This is a genomic window from Bacillus sp. A1 (assembly GCF_042296235.1).
GTDB lineage: Bacteria > Bacillota > Bacilli > Bacillales > Bacillaceae > Bacillus > Bacillus velezensis.
Genome location: NZ_CP141181.1, coordinates 1,857,121 through 1,871,862, shown reverse-complemented (window position 1 = coordinate 1,871,862; position 14,742 = coordinate 1,857,121). Strand labels below are relative to the sequence as shown.

Annotated in this window: 12 protein-coding genes and 4 pseudogenes; 8 read left to right on the top strand and 8 right to left on the bottom strand. The window is 38.0% G+C overall.

Features of this window, described 5'->3' with window-relative positions; all coding sequences use genetic code 11:
• Positions 1-168 precede the first annotated feature (168 nt).
• Positions 169-1,323 (top strand): ROK family protein, encoded by a 1,155-nt coding sequence (locus U2H13_RS09200; RefSeq protein WP_376700780.1) that lies wholly within the window; start codon positions 169-171, stop codon positions 1,321-1,323.
• A gap of 144 nt (positions 1,324-1,467) precedes the next feature.
• Here the strand turns inward: U2H13_RS09200 and xynB are convergent, their stop codons facing one another.
• Both xynB and U2H13_RS09190 read right to left on the bottom strand, forming a co-directional pair.
• Complete coding sequence (gene xynB / locus U2H13_RS09195) at positions 1,468-3,069, bottom strand: xylan 1,4-beta-xylosidase (RefSeq protein WP_154817677.1); 1,602 nt, start codon at positions 3,067-3,069, stop codon at positions 1,468-1,470.
• 42 nt (positions 3,070-3,111) lie between these two features.
• Positions 3,112-4,503, bottom strand: a complete 1,392-nt coding sequence (locus tag U2H13_RS09190) for an MFS transporter (protein ID WP_021493442.1) — start codon at positions 4,501-4,503, stop codon at positions 3,112-3,114.
• A 472-nt stretch (positions 4,504-4,975) separates the two neighbouring features.
• Here U2H13_RS09190 and U2H13_RS09185 point away from each other — a divergent pair.
• The 6 genes and pseudogenes from U2H13_RS09185 to U2H13_RS09160 all read left to right on the top strand — a co-directional run.
• A pseudogene (locus U2H13_RS09185) lies at positions 4,976-5,433 on the top strand (site-specific integrase); the annotation flags it as partial.
• 44 nt (positions 5,434-5,477) lie between these two features.
• On the top strand, positions 5,478-5,693 hold the full coding sequence (locus U2H13_RS09180; protein ID WP_109567370.1) for a hypothetical protein: 216 nt from the start codon (positions 5,478-5,480) through the stop codon (positions 5,691-5,693).
• Positions 5,694-5,839: 146 nt separating this feature from the next.
• The gene (locus U2H13_RS09175) at positions 5,840-6,298 is read left to right on the top strand and encodes a hypothetical protein (RefSeq protein WP_109566959.1); all 459 of its coding nucleotides are present in this window, start codon (positions 5,840-5,842) and stop codon (positions 6,296-6,298) included.
• 126 nt (positions 6,299-6,424) lie between these two features.
• A complete protein-coding gene (locus U2H13_RS09170) occupies positions 6,425-7,051 on the top strand; it encodes a hypothetical protein (RefSeq protein WP_109566958.1) in 627 nt (208 codons plus the stop codon).
• Positions 7,052-7,114: 63 nt separating this feature from the next.
• A pseudogene (locus U2H13_RS09165) lies at positions 7,115-7,365 on the top strand (hypothetical protein); the annotation flags it as partial.
• 102 nt (positions 7,366-7,467) lie between these two features.
• Positions 7,468-8,016 carry a hypothetical protein gene (locus U2H13_RS09160; RefSeq protein ID WP_109566957.1) on the top strand — a complete coding sequence of 183 codons (549 nt, stop codon included), beginning with the start codon at positions 7,468-7,470 and terminating at the stop codon, positions 8,014-8,016.
• A 148-nt stretch (positions 8,017-8,164) separates the two neighbouring features.
• Here the strand turns inward: U2H13_RS09160 and U2H13_RS09155 are convergent.
• The 3 genes and pseudogenes from U2H13_RS09155 to U2H13_RS09145 all read right to left on the bottom strand — a co-directional run.
• Positions 8,165-8,271: pseudogene (locus U2H13_RS09155) on the bottom strand (DNA polymerase); the annotation flags it as partial.
• Entirely contained in the window at positions 8,249-8,461 is a 213-nt protein-coding gene (locus tag U2H13_RS09150) for an EamA family transporter (protein ID WP_376700779.1), read from the bottom strand. The gene U2H13_RS09150 and the pseudogene U2H13_RS09155, both read right to left, overlap by 23 nt.
• A 219-nt stretch (positions 8,462-8,680) precedes the next feature.
• The gene (locus U2H13_RS09145; protein WP_109567369.1) at positions 8,681-9,640 is read right to left on the bottom strand and encodes a proline dehydrogenase family protein; all 960 of its coding nucleotides are present in this window, start codon (positions 9,638-9,640) and stop codon (positions 8,681-8,683) included.
• Positions 9,641-9,757: 117 nt separating this feature from the next.
• Between U2H13_RS09145 and U2H13_RS09140 the strand changes: the two are divergent.
• Positions 9,758-11,162 (top strand): annotated as a pseudogene (locus U2H13_RS09140) (PLP-dependent aminotransferase family protein).
• 404 nt (positions 11,163-11,566) lie between these two features.
• Here the strand turns inward: U2H13_RS09140 and glnA are convergent.
• The 3 genes from glnA to U2H13_RS09125 all read right to left on the bottom strand — a co-directional run bounded on the left by glnA (position 11,567) and on the right by U2H13_RS09125 (position 14,738).
• Positions 11,567-12,901 carry a type I glutamate--ammonia ligase gene (gene glnA, locus U2H13_RS09135; protein ID WP_007410365.1) on the bottom strand — a complete coding sequence of 445 codons (1,335 nt, stop codon included), beginning with the start codon at positions 12,899-12,901 and terminating at the stop codon, positions 11,567-11,569.
• A 57-nt stretch (positions 12,902-12,958) separates the two neighbouring features.
• The gene (gene glnR, locus U2H13_RS09130) at positions 12,959-13,363 is read right to left on the bottom strand and encodes a transcriptional repressor GlnR (RefSeq protein WP_007611631.1); all 405 of its coding nucleotides are present in this window, start codon (positions 13,361-13,363) and stop codon (positions 12,959-12,961) included.
• Between the two features lie 109 nt (positions 13,364-13,472).
• Positions 13,473-14,738 carry an aminotransferase class I/II-fold pyridoxal phosphate-dependent enzyme gene (locus U2H13_RS09125; RefSeq protein WP_014417839.1) on the bottom strand — a complete coding sequence of 422 codons (1,266 nt, stop codon included), beginning with the start codon at positions 14,736-14,738 and terminating at the stop codon, positions 13,473-13,475.
• Between the last annotated feature and the right edge of the window lie 4 nt (positions 14,739-14,742).

Below are 14,742 nucleotides of genomic sequence, written 5' to 3'. Positions count from 1 at the left end.
CTAACTTATTTTCATCTTATATAACCTCATCAGTATTTTCAATATTTTTTTTAGTTTTTTACGAACACATTAGATATAATAAAGGTTGGATTCGCTATGTACTGCGTTTCGCACGATAACACAGAACGTTCAACTTAATTTAAAGATTATACAAATGGAGTGGATGAAGTGGATATCGCTGATCAAGCCTTTGTCAAAAAAGTTAACCAAAAGTTATTACTAAACGAAATACTTAAGAATTCTCCTATTTCAAGAGCAAAATTATCTGAAATGACCGGATTAAATAAATCAACTGTTTCGTCACAGGTAAACACATTAATGAAAGAAAACCTCGTATTTGAAATAGGTCAGGGACAATCCAGCGGCGGCAGAAGACCTGTCATGCTTGTTTTTAATAAAAAAGCAGGATACTCCGTAGGAATAGATGTTGGCGTGGATTATGTTAATGGCATTTTAACAGATCTTGAAGGGACGATCGTCCTTGATCAACACCATCGTTTGGAATGCAATTCTCCAGAAATCACTAAAGATATTTTAATTGAGATGATTCATCACTTTATTACGCATATGCCCCAATCTCCGTACGGGCTTATTGGTATAGGTATTTGCGTGCCCGGGCTGATTGACAAAAATCAAAAAATTGTTTTCACTCCGAACTCCAACTGGAGAGATATTGACTTAAAATCTTTCATCCGAGAGAAGTTCAATGTGCCCGTTTTTATTGAAAATGAGGCAAATGCCGGCGCATATGGAGAGAAAGTATTTGGAGCTGCAAAAAATCACGATAACATGATTTATGCAAGTATCGGTACAGGAATAGGGATCGGCGTTATAATCAACAATCATTTATATAGAGGGGTTGGCGGATTTTCTGGAGAAATGGGACATATGACAATAGACTTTAAGGGTCCTAAATGCAGCTGCGGAAACCGAGGCTGCTGGGAATTGTATGCTTCAGAGAAGGCTTTAGTAACATCTCTTCAGACGAAAGAGAAAAAAGTGTCCAGCCAAGATATCATAGACCTCGCCCATCTGAATGATGTTGGAACTTTACAGGCATTACAAAATTTTGGTTTCTATTTAGGAATAGGCCTGACCAATATTCTAAATACATTTAATCCGCAAGCCATCATTTTAAGAAACAGCATCATTGAATCGCATCCTATGGTTTTACATTCAATTAAAAGTGAAGTGTCATCCAGGGTTTATTCCCATTTAGACAATAGCTATGAATTATTACCATCTATCCTAGGAAAAAATGCACCCGCTTTAGGAATGTCCTCTATTGTGATTGATCATTTTCTCGACATGGTTCATAACTGAAATGTACATACTTCTATGTTTTACGCTCATCTTTAAAGATGGGTTTTTTTATTCTAGGAGTATTTCTGAATCAATACTGACATAGGACACTTTCTTATATGAAAAAGGAGTTCTAAAATAGAAATCTCCTTTTTCATGTGCTAATTATTTTTCTTTATAACGAAAATATCTGAAGTCGGCCGGAATATGATGACCGCTCGTATCTTGGCATTGCATCCCCACAAAAGCTCCTGTAAAGAATCCCCCACCGCGGATGTAATCATCTGATAATTTTTTCGATTCCAATGCAATGTCAATTTTGTGCCAATCTTCGTTGTTAAATGAATAGAAATAATAATATTTTTCGTTTTCAATATTCACTTTTAAATAGACATACTTGACTTCACGAGGAATCACAATTTTATTTTTTAACGGTTTTGAAAAAGAGAAGTTATCACATATCGTTAATTCAAGAATACGGCCAAGTTCTTCATCATACGTGACTTGAAGAGCCGTCCAGTTCTCTGTATTGTAATAGTTCACCAATCCAGCGGCTTGCTGAAAATGTTCCGGATAAAACGCAACAGCCGTTTCGGCTTCAAAATGGAGACTTTGCCAGCGTCTGGCTACAAATGCCTGAGTAAATGTCGAAGTTAAGGATTCACGGCCGTATAATCGTAAATGATTTGGCACTTGAGTTAATGATCCTAATTTCTCCGTAAACGGAATTCTTAACGTTTGAAAATTAATATTTAATGTTGCATCCTCAAATTCATCAACTTCCGGGTACGTTGCTTCAAACATGGTTTCGGGTATAGAAGGCGCATCCACCTCCAAGCTCCCTTCTTTTCCGCCTGCTACATAAGGCCATTCATCTTTCCAATAGAGCTTTTGAATAGCTGTTTCTCTGCCTAGAGGACAATATCCTCTCTGCTGAAAAATTGAATCATTGTCCGGATGAATGGGACGTCCCGTTAAATGAGCTAAATACCACTCACCTGTATGTGTTTGTACAATGGATGCATGTCCGCATTTTTGCAGCGGATTTTCCGGCGTATGCCATGACGTTAAGATAGGATTATCAGGATGAACTTCATATGGACCCTCAATATTTGCAGAACGGGCAATTGTAGCAGCATGTTCGAACCGCGTTCCTCCTTCTGCGGTTAATAAATAATAATAGTTCCCGATACGGTAAAGGTGCGGCGCTTCTGTCAGCTTTCTTTCAGTTCCTTTAAATATCACTTTCGGTTTACCGATTAGTTTTTGCTCCTTATCAGAATATTCCTGCATGACAATGCCTCCAAAGGAGTGCCGATCAATACGCTGATCCCATAACATATTTAATAAATATTTTTTTCCATCCGTATCATGGAACAAAGAAGCATCAAAACCCGAGCTGTTTAATGGTATCGGCTCCCCCCACTCACCATTAATCGTGTCACAAGTCACTAAATAATTGTGACAATCTTTCCAGGCGCCATCTACGACCTTAACATCCGTATAGATCAGCCAAAACTTTCCGTCACTGTAACTTAAACATGGCGCCCAGACCCCGCCTGAATTAGGATTTCCTTTCATGTCTAATTGCGATACTCTCTGTAATGGATGTGCAACTAAGTGCCAATTGACTAAATCTTTTGAGTGGTGTATCTGGACTCCCGGAAACCACTCAAATGTAGATACAGCGATATAATAATCCTCTCCAACCCTGCAAATACTCGGATCGGGGTTGAATCCTTTAAGTACTGGATTGATAATCTTCATTTTGAACTCCTCCTCAGCTATTTTCTGTTGACTCATCATGTTTTAAGCTTTGAAATCGTCAATATGATCCAAATAAACTTTGTCTCTATTCTCTAATTCTCGAACCATGCTTTTATATTTTTTCTCATCTAAGTTATAGAAATTAATATCAATCATGGCCAGAACCAGTAAGAACACGGGAATAATGGTTGTTGTAATTAAAATTCCCGTCAATGCCTCCGGCGTTTGCACCTGATTTGCCACATATCCAAACTGATCTAGAACCAAACCCGGTACAACCCCTCCCAAAGCCATACCGAATTTAAAGAAAAATCCGATAATAGCGTATATGAGACCGCCCATTCTTTTCCCGGTCTTATACTCTCCATATTCTATTGTTTCAGGAATAAGCGCCCACATATATCCCCCGGCAGTGAGACTTCCGGCAGCGGCCAGTAATCGAAAGGAAAGTATGAGGAATACATTACTTGACGGAACGAAAAGTAAAGCTAAGAGGCCGATCATATTCAGTAATAATGCATAGTTTAGTAATTTCTTCTTCCCTAATAATTGATGAAGCTTTGGAATAAACGGTAAAATGACCAAAGCAGGCAAACTTCCCAACAAACCGTACCACTTCACTAAATCCGCTCTTTCTAAATTATATGTTACGTAATAGATGCCAACCGAATTACTGATTGAATTCACTCCAAAAATAATAATAAAGAAAATACTTAATACAACTAGAGGCCGATTCACACGAAATTGCTCAAATATATCCGAAAATTTAATTTTTTCTTCGGATTTTTGAAGCGTGACACGCTCTTTTGTGCTTTTAAAACAAAAGATTAAAAGGCACCCGCCTATAACTCCCATAATACCCATGGTTAGCTGCCAGCCAAGAGATTCGCTGCCGGAAGTATCGCTTAAATAAGCAGCCAGTAAGGGAACAAAAAATGCAACGACAAGTCCCCCAAGATTCGCAAATAACATACGGACAGACGTTATACTAACAACTTCTTGATTATTTCTGGTCATTGCAGATGTTAACGCGCCATATGGCACGTTTATCATGGTGTATGTAAGCGACAAGCCGACATAGGTGATATAGGCATATATTAATTTCCCCATATCCGAAAAATCCGGGGTTGTAAAACAGAGTATTGCCAATATGACAAAGGGAAAAGCTCCGAATAAAAGATACGGTCTAAAGCGGCCAAACCTGCTATTTGTTCTGTCAACTATTGTTCCGATAAAAGGATCAGCGAGAGCGTCGATGATTCTAACCACTAAAAACATCGTACCGGCTGCTGCTGCCGATAAACCAAAAACATCTGTATAAAAGAACAAAAGATACGTAGACACTGTTGCATAAATTAAATTACAAGCAAAATCTCCAGACGCATATCCAACTTTTTCAACCATGCTGATCTTCTTTACATTTTCACTGAGCATGATTTCTCCCCTTTTCGATCCTTTACATAAGGAACATGATGAAATGGTATAACATTTCTTTAAAATTATCAGCCGGTGAGCGGCGTATAAAAGCGCTTTCAAAAATGACAGCGGTTTACTTTCACAGAGCATTTTCAACATCCAAATGGTGATCAGATAGCAGTGAACAGGATAAAAGCTTGGCTTTCGCTTTTTATATACCTCCAATTAAATCGAGCCTCTTATCCCCCTCCCATTTAAGATCTTTACATGATGGATAATTAAAGCGGGTTTTATTAGTTTGTTGACCAAACAAACTAACTTGATTTCATATTATAAAATCTTTTCTGCTTTTTCAACTCTTTTTTCAGAGAATTTGAATCGGTCTGAAATAATATGATTGACTCTCTGCAGCAACACCTCCATTGTATGTCCTTTTGATTCAAGCTGTTGTGCTATTTCACTTGTCATACGCGGTTTTCTGTGTCCAAAAACGGTTTATAATGTAGGTGCCAGAAGAGCTGAAATCATTCAATTTAAAAGAGACAATCTTATGTCATGGCTCACAAAGTTCTTGGAAAAGGAAAAGGCGAAGGAAAACCCCTCGACTACATGATTAACACAGAAGCTCTGGAATATTTGAAGCTTTGGCATGAACAACGGGGATATGACCATGAATATCTATTTACTACACAGTACGGTGGTCAACCAAGACAAATGTCAGAGGGTTGGGCTGACTATTTTTGTTCTGATGTTCTTTCTGATATCCTCGGCCGCCGCATTAACCCTCACCTCTTTTAAGCCTCCTGTATTACCTACCTTCTTGAAGTCAAGAAAATTAAGATTGAGCTCGTGAGTAAATATGTTGCACAGCATAATAACGTGTCTACAACAATTAAGCATTACGACCTTCGTGATTTTAAAGAAGAAAAGAATCAAATCTTCTCGTAAACATTATGAGTCTCTTCAATCCTCACCAAAGTTCAATTGAGAAAATGCAACAGCAAATTGATGAATTGGCCGAAGCTGTTGCTGAATTAACTAGGCTGCTTGATACTAAAGCAGATAAGAATCAATTCGGGTCTAAACAGATTGATGAATCCAAAATCAGTGATGGTAAAGTTCTTGTTTACAACGCAAGCACCGGTAAACTTGAATACGGAAAGATTAAGAAAAGCCTGTTGGGAGACATATCAATTGATTTGCTTTAGGCAGCACTCTTTATGAAATCCCTCTTTTATGCAGAATCAAGATCCTTCAATTGAGGGGTTTTGCTTATGTATGAAATAAGCTTTGTAGTCACCTTTCTTCTTTAAAATTTCCATTTGTGTCCGATAATCACCTTGAGGTGAACATTTTGGACAATGAAGCATATTACAAAAAATATTTGGAAGAGAGCTTAATTAAATTAAGAAGTTCAGAACTTATAGAATTTATTAAAAGAGAATTTCCAGAAGAAGTGGAATATGATCATGATCTTCACCGAAAAAAAATTGAAGTGCTGAAAACATTATCTAAAACAGACTTATCGGCTGCGATAGCCCGACTGGCTAGAATTCAACGGAAATTTGACCATACCAAATTATGGACTGTTGCCGCTGTACTTATTGGTACAATGCTTGTTGTTTTACAAATCTTATTTAAAGTAAACCTTGCAAAAATTACAGACGAAAACTATATAAATTTTTTATTGTACGGTATTGTTGCTATGATAATAAGTAAGATTATATATAATTCTGCCAGAAAGGATATTAAAATTTCAAATACAGCAGCTTATTTTAAAGATTTGCTCGAAGAGCTTAAGTCAGATAAATAAATTTTCTTTAATGTAGAGTTATTACCTAAGAGATGGTAAGTAATCACTCGCTTTATTTCATATTGTTAGTTCTACACTTTTGGAAATCATGCTATAATGTAGGAAAATAATACTGGCGGTGATTGGATGATATGGGCTATCATTCTAATTTTAATTGTCGGCTCTTTCATTATTATTGGGGTTTTAGCATCGGATAAGCAAAAAGAAATAGATAAAAAAAGGGCAAACGAGATTGAGATGGTTGGGAACTTCCCTTCTAATTGCAAGTCGATTATTAATCCAGATAAAAATGCAAAGCTTACATTGATTGAACCGGAAGATAAATTTATGATTCACAAATTCAATCAATATGGAACACTTGAAGAAACAATTATCCCCTTTGAAAAAATCATTGAAGCCGAGGTTTCAATTGATGATAGTACAATTACAAAAGTGTCCAAAGGAAGTCAAATAACAGGCGCTGTTGTAGGTGGATTAGCCGCAGGCAGTATTGGAGCTTTAGTTGGCGGGCTGACTTCCAATAAGACAGAAACAAAGTATTTCAAAAAAATTGATTTGAAATTAAAGCTCGATGATTTCTCCTCCCCTATTTACAGATTTAATTTCCTGCCGAGTAAAGATGAATTTGGACTAGAGAATGTTAAAGGGTTTAAACAGGATGATCCAAAAGTTAAGGATGCTTTATCAAATGCTGAAATATGGCAAGGGATTATGGAGATAGCAATACGGAAAGCAAACAAAGTCGCTCAATAATGAGTGGCTTTTTTATATGCCCTAAAAATCACTCTCCCCTATTCGAAAGGATGTGACCTATATTTGAGTCAAGATTTAAAGATCATACTCACACCCAAAGCTGATACATCTTCAAAAGCTGTCGAACAGTTAAATCAGCAAATTAAATCTTTAGAGAAAAAGCTTAATTCCCTTAATTTAAAGACCAATATTGATGCTTCTGCTTTATTGACACTTACCAAAAACATCTCAAATGCTTCAATCAAACAGTTAAAGAAAGCACAACGGTTACCAGAAATGCTGATGGCACTGTTAATAAGCAACAAATTAAATACCTATCCCCTTTCTTTCTTTTATTTTGAAGGGGGACTCTATCTTATTATTGGTTTACAAAAATCAAAACAAGAATATGTTACAATTCTTAAGAGGTGAATAGAGTGAAAAAGCTCTTCAAGGTTTTTTTATTTATTTTTATAGGTACTGCTTTTTTAGTTTTTAATGGTTGGCATCTCTTTAATTCCTTTGGCGCTCCGGAATATTATCAAAAAAACAACATTTCTTCTTCTGATATTGCAAAATTTCAAAGAAATTTCAATATACATTTTCCAGAAAAAACCCGCTTTATAAAAGCAGAAGAATATCTAACGAGTCTAGGAGGCGATGATTCGATAAAACTTTATATTTCTGTGCCTTCTAATCTAATAAAACAATTATTTGCTGATTATTCTTCCCTACCCATTCATTATAATGATACAAACTTCATTGATTACGGGGTGAATATTACAAAATCCAAGGGCAGCGATACATATATCACACTTCAAACAGCAGATGACAAAGGATATATATTTGATATAAAAAAAGACCCTGAGTGGAGTTATAAGGGTGTCACAGGAACTCAATATCTCACCACTACTATTTTGTATAATGCTCTGTTTATTTTAATCATATATGTCTGTAACAAAATGTATAGAAAACATAAATCTTAACCAATATCCGTATATCAATAACTCTTTAAGTCGAATAAGAAAAAGACCTCTGAATGTTGGAGGTCTTTTTTAAATACTTGATTTTCATTTTTTAATTCTTATGTTCACCTATCAAACCTGGTCCAATGCAATACGGTGCCTCAGGTGTTTAAGAAACAGCTTGTAAGATCGCTTTTGATCTGTATTATTTCTTATTCCGTCCATCACAAATTCAAGTTTTCTCCTTTTTTCATTATCTTTTTGAAACAGACTTAACGGATGAAACAGGTAATGAAAATTTAATTATTAATGTCCCTAAAACTGCTAGCAAAATTCCCAACATTATATTTTTTGTTAATTCCTCCTTAAGGAAAAGGACGGCAAGCCCCCCTGTGACTTCTGAAATTGTACTTGTAATAATTCCACCTTCAATTGCTGTGGTTGTTATTGTAAGTCCATATAACATAAAAATACACCAGATAGTGCTTATAAAAACAGGATCAATAAATCTCCCTTACTAATAGTAAGGATACCCTTCAAATTTTATCAATAATGGAACTAGAATAATACTGCAGCACGAAATCTTAGTGATAAGAACACTGAAAAACTTTGAACGATTAGTTTACCTACTACAACTGAACTTCCCACAATAATCATGGCCAAACTGATTTTCAAACCTGTTCGTTCAATACAGTTTACTTCTCTCTGATAAAGATGGATTGATCATATCCGTTACTACACCAAATAAATTTTCCGGATATTCAGCTATTCGATGGCATAAATACAAGTACCACTCTTTTCCGTAAGTCAAATATGCTTTACAGTTGTACCCTTTACTTTTTAAATTCCTTAACAAATCGGGACGGATTCCGTAGAGCATTTCCATTTCTACGCGGGGATGATTAAAATATTGTCGGTGTTCCATTTCTTGAATAAGCATCTCATCATGTGTAGCTATGGATACTGAGTGATTAGCTTGTATTACATGTTGTACAAGTTTAAGATAACGGTTATTTAATTCCTTTGATCTGGGCATAGAAATATCGACAGATTCTTGATAAGCTCCTTTGACAACTCGTACCTTCCCAGGATAATGAACGAGTTCCTGAATATCATTGTTAGATCGGTATAAGTGAGCCTGTATCGTTATCCCAACATTAGGGTACTTCTCCGTTGTTTTTTTATAGATATCAAGAATGTCATTTGTTTTCGATGATTCTTCCATGCTTATCATAAGTGTAATCCCGTACAAATTTGCTTTCTCGGCTACCTCCAGCAAATGAATATAAGCTGTTTCTGAATCCACAGATAACCCGATATGTGATAAATCAAGCGAGACAGTTTGCTTCATAGACAGAGAACCCATTTCTTCAATAAGATTCAAAAACTCATTTTTTGCTTTTCGGCATTCTTCTAAATCAGTTGTATTTTCCCCTATGTATTCCATTGAAATAGAATAACCTCTTAGGATTAGTTCTTTTGCAGTTACAATCCCATCCTGCCTATGTTCCCCGGTGACAAATCGTTGTGCAGCTTGTAATAATAAGGGATAGAGTTCATTGGATTGTTGAATGTAGGATTTAATATGTTTATTTCGTGCAATCGATTTAAGTTCTTGGGCGAATTGGACTTCTGGACTAATCATCATCATACATCTCCTTTTTACTATTTGAATTAACTTTATCATGATAAAATGGTTTATATTAGTACCATTCATTATAATTTTTGATGGTACCAATTTTATTTAAGGGGAAAATGTAATATGCTTTGGATACCCATTGATCGATCGTTGGATATACCTTTAATAAGACAAGTTTATCAGCAAATACGGGAACGAATTTTAAATGGCGGCTTACAATCAGGAGAGAAACTACCATCTACACGTGAACTATCTTCTGAGTTAAAAGTGTCTAGGAATGTGATTTTAGAAGCTTATGATCAATTATCGTCTGAAGGGTTTTTAGTTTCACGGATGGGTGCAGGGACATTTGTTGCAAAAGGGACTTTTTTAGAACAAAATAAAAAGATGCCTTTATTTTATTCTTTAAATTGGGATGAGGATAAAAACAAAAATAAGCACATCATCAACTTTCGTTCGGGGATACCCGCATTGGATTTATTTCCGCGTAAGACATGGGCAAAATTGTCTCACGCCGTATGGAATGATACATCAACTTCTGCGTTTGGGTATGATATTCCTGAAGGACGTCCTTGAATTAAGGCAAGTTTTATCACGTTATTTAGCGAAAACACGAGGTGTGGATTGTCATCCAGAACAAATTGTGATTACTTCTGGTGCAACTCAAGCTTTAACGCTTGTTTCTAAATTACTCTTATCTCCGAATGACATGGTGATAATTGAAGACCCAATAACGAATGATATTCAAACCATTTTTAAAACTCCAGGTTCTTCCCTTTACCCTATACCCGTTGATGAATATGGTATGAAGTCATCTTTGCTGCCATTAAATAAAAGTCCGAAGTTTGTCTTTATCACCCCTTCACATCAGTTCCCGTTAGGAGGAACGTTACCGATTCAAAGACGAATTCAATTGATTAACTATTCGAGAAAAACAAATTGTTATCTTGTTGAAGATGATTATGACAGTGAGTTTCGATATGAAGGTCCACCTGTAAGTTCATTACAAGGATTGGATCCAGAACGAGTGTTATACATTGGTTCGTTTAGTAAAATCTTATCACCAGCCCTTAGAATGGGATATTTAATACTTCCTTCACATCTTATTGAAAAATGCCGCAGGCTTAAATGGTTTTCGGATCTGCATACCCCTTCCTTAGATCAGATTATCCTTGCACGTTTTATTGATGAAGGTTATTTGGAACGACATATTACCAAGATGAAAAAGATTTATAAAAAACGGAGAGATTTTCTTATTCACTGTATTAAAACAACATTTTCGAATGAGGTTAATATTTTTGGTTATTCGACAGGATTGCACCTAATTGTTGAATTGAAAGACTTCGATTTTTCAAAAGAATCACTTAAACAAATCGAACAATCAGGAGTTAAAGTATACCCGGTAGAAGGTCATACAATTGAAAAAGGAAAACATCATAATCAAATTATTTTGGGTTATGGGCATCTGAATAATGAAGAAATAAAAGAAGGCGTCACCAGACTGTATGAAGCAATATACAAATGTTAAATTCAAAAGGAAAAGCTGATTAACTCCTTGGCGTAAGGAAAATCGGCTTTTTGTATCCAGTAGTTTTCCAGGACCCCAATAGTGCTAAAACGTGTTAATATCAATAAAATGCCGATCCATGTATTACACCATACACATACAGTTTTACTTTTAGAGTCAGGCGCTTATATGAAATACATCAAGAACGTTTAGGCATAAAAGCATAATGGTAACTGCCGATGTTTATTCACATATTAGTAAGAAGCTTGACCAAAACCGAATAAAGGATTACGAGAAATACGTGTCCTCAATTGTGGAGTTAGATTCATAACTTCAAATTTTTTTGGTCATATTTTGGTCAAGGACCAAAATATGACCAAAATCAAAAAATCCCCTGACACCAATAGTGCCAAGGGATTGAGAGATTAATACTGAGACATATACTGTTCGCGCTCCCACGGATGAACCTGTGTGCGGAACATATCCCATTCGATTTCTTTTGCTTCGATGAAGTGTTCGAACAGGTGCTCGCCGAGCGCTGCAACCATGACTTCGTTTGATTTGAATTCGTCGAGAGCTTCCGCCAGTGTCGCCGGAAGATCTACGATGCCGTTTTCCATGCGCTCTTCTTTGCTCATGACGTAGATGTTACGGTCAATCGGAGCCGGTGCTTCAAGTTTGTTTTTGATTCCGTCAAGGCCTGCTGCAAGCAATACGCTTAACGCCAGGTACGGGTTTGCCGCCGGGTCTACGCTGCGGACTTCAACACGCGTGCTGATGCCGCGGGAAGCCGGGATACGGATCAGCGGGCTTCTGTTTTGCGCGCTCCATGCCACGTAGCAAGGTGCTTCATAGCCCGGAACAAGGCGTTTGTAAGAGTTCACTGTCGGGTTTGTAACAGCCGTAAAGCTTGTCGCGTGTTTTACGATACCGGCAATGAAATGTTTTGCTGTTTCACTCAGCTGAAGATCAGCGTCTTTATCAAAGAATGCGTTAACGCTATCTTTAAAGAGTGATAGGTTGCAGTGCATACCGGAACCGTTTACGCCGAACAGCGGTTTTGGCATGAATGTCGCATGCAGACCGTGTTTGCGGGCGATCGTTTTGACAACCAGTTTGAAAGTTTGGATGTCGTCACAAGAACGGATGGCACCGGCATATTTAAAATCGATTTCGTGCTGACCCGGAGCAACTTCATGGTGAGATGCTTCGATTTCAAAGCCCATTTCTTCAAGCTCAAGCACGATATCGCGGCGGCAGTTTTCTCCCAAGTCAGTCGGAGCCAGGTCGAAGTATCCGCCTTTATCGTTCAATTCAAGCGTCGGTTCGCCTTTTTCATCTAATTTAAACAGGAAGAATTCAGGCTCAGGTCCAAGATTGAAATCGCTGAAACCGAGTTCTTTCATTTCTTTCAGAATCCGTTTGAGGTTGTTACGCGGGTCACCTTCGAACGGCGTGCCGTCCGGATTGTAAATGTCACAGATGAAGCGTGCTACTTTACCTTTTTCAGCAGTCCATGGGAAGATTACAAATGTGTTCAGATCAGGATATAAGTACATATCAGACTCTTCGATACGGACAAAACCTTCGATGGAAGAACCGTCGAACATGCATTTATTATCAAGTGCTTTTTCAAGCTGGCTCACAGGAATTTCCACGTTTTTAATCGTTCCGAGAATGTCTGTGAACTGAAGGCGGATATACTTTACGTTTTCCTCATTTACTAATTTTACGATGTCTTCTCTTGTGTACTTTGCCATTTCGTAAAACTCCTCCTCTAAAAGGTAAATGTATATAGCAAAACAGTTGCTAACGGATTAATGAAAGAATCGGGACATGTCACCTTGGCGGAAAGTATTTCCCCGCTGGAAACGGCCTGCCTGCATCAGTTCGTTTTTCAGAAGCTTTCTGAGTTCGTCATCAGACAGATCGTGCTTCATCGGTTTGGCGGTTTTTTCGGATTTTTCTTCCGGTTCGGCAGATGCCTTATCCAGAATTTGTTTGATCCCCGCCATATTGACGCCTTGTTCAATCAGATTTTTAATTTCTAACAGTTTATCTACATCATGGAATGAAAATAATCGTCTATTTCCTTCGCTTCTCGCTGGAAATATCAATCCATTTTCCTCATAATATCGAATTTGCCGGGCAGAAAGTTCTGTTAACTGCATGACAATCCCAATTGGAAATAAAGGCATTGAGCGGCGAATGTTATCACTCATCTCAATTTCCTCCTTTTCTTATCTTAGTCTCATTATAGGTGATGTTATATTTTGTGTCAACACAATGTGAGGAATCTTAACATCAAATTCTTTGAAAATTGCAAACGGCCTAGATCAGTTCTTTTTCCATTAAAGCATTTACGGCGCTGCAAATCGCATTTTTCACGTGCGCGTAGGTTAATCCTCCTTGGACATACGCAACATAAGGCGGTCTGATAGGTCCATCTGCTGATAATTCAATGCTTGCTCCCTGTACGAAAGTGCCCGCTGCCATAATGACATCGTCTTCATATCCCGGCATATAGCTCGGATAAGGCGTCACATGCGCATTAATCGGTGAAGCATATTGTATCGCCTGGCAAAAAGCGATCATCTTTTCAGGGTCCTGAAACTCAACTGATTGAATCAGATCCGTTCTCGGCGCATTCCATGCAGGGTTTGACGTAAAGCCGAGCTTTTCAAGAAAACGGGCGGTAAATACCGCTCCCTTCAAGCTTTGCGCCACTACATGCGGAGCGAGAAAGAAACCTTGATACATTTCCTGCAGTGAATAAAGCGAAGCCCCGGCTTCACTTCCGATTCCCGGGGAGGTCATCCGGTAAGAGCAGGCCTCAATCCACTTGGCTTTCCCTACAAGATAGCCGCCCGTTTTAGCAAGGCCGCCGCCCGGGTTTTTAATCAGGGAGCCGGCCATAAGATCCGCTCCGACGTGGCAGGGTTCCCGCTCTTCTGCAAATTCTCCGTAGCAATTGTCCACAAAAACAATGACATCTTCTTTGATTTCCTTTACGAAACGAATCATCTCTTCAATTTCATTTATTCTGAAAGACGGACGATTCGCATATCCTTTTGAACGCTGGATGCCGATCACTTTTGTATTCGGCCGGATTGCAGCCCGGACCGCTTCAAAGTCCACTCTGCCTTCTGATGTTAAATCGACTGCATTGTATCCGATTTGAAATTCCTTAAGCGAGCCTGAATACTCCCCGCCTCTTACTCCGACGATTTCCTCAAGTGTATCGTAAGGCTTGCCTGTAATATAAAGCAATTCGTCCCCGGGTCTCAGCACACCGAAAAGCGCGATTGAAATCGCATGCGTTCCGGAAATGATTTGAGGCCGCACGAGTCCCGCCTCTCCTCCGAACACATCAGCATAGATCTTCTCCAGTGTATCTCGTCCGATATCGTCATAACCGTATCCGGTTGAAGGCGTAAAATGCGTATCGCTTACTTTATGTTTTCTGTAGCTTTGCAGGACTCTCCATTCATTCCGTTCACTGATTTCTTCTATTCTTTTATGAACGGCGGAGATTTCCGCTTCTGTTTCTTCGGCGGTTTTTTGTAAAAGAGCGCCGTGGGTCAGTGTGTCAAACATGTTG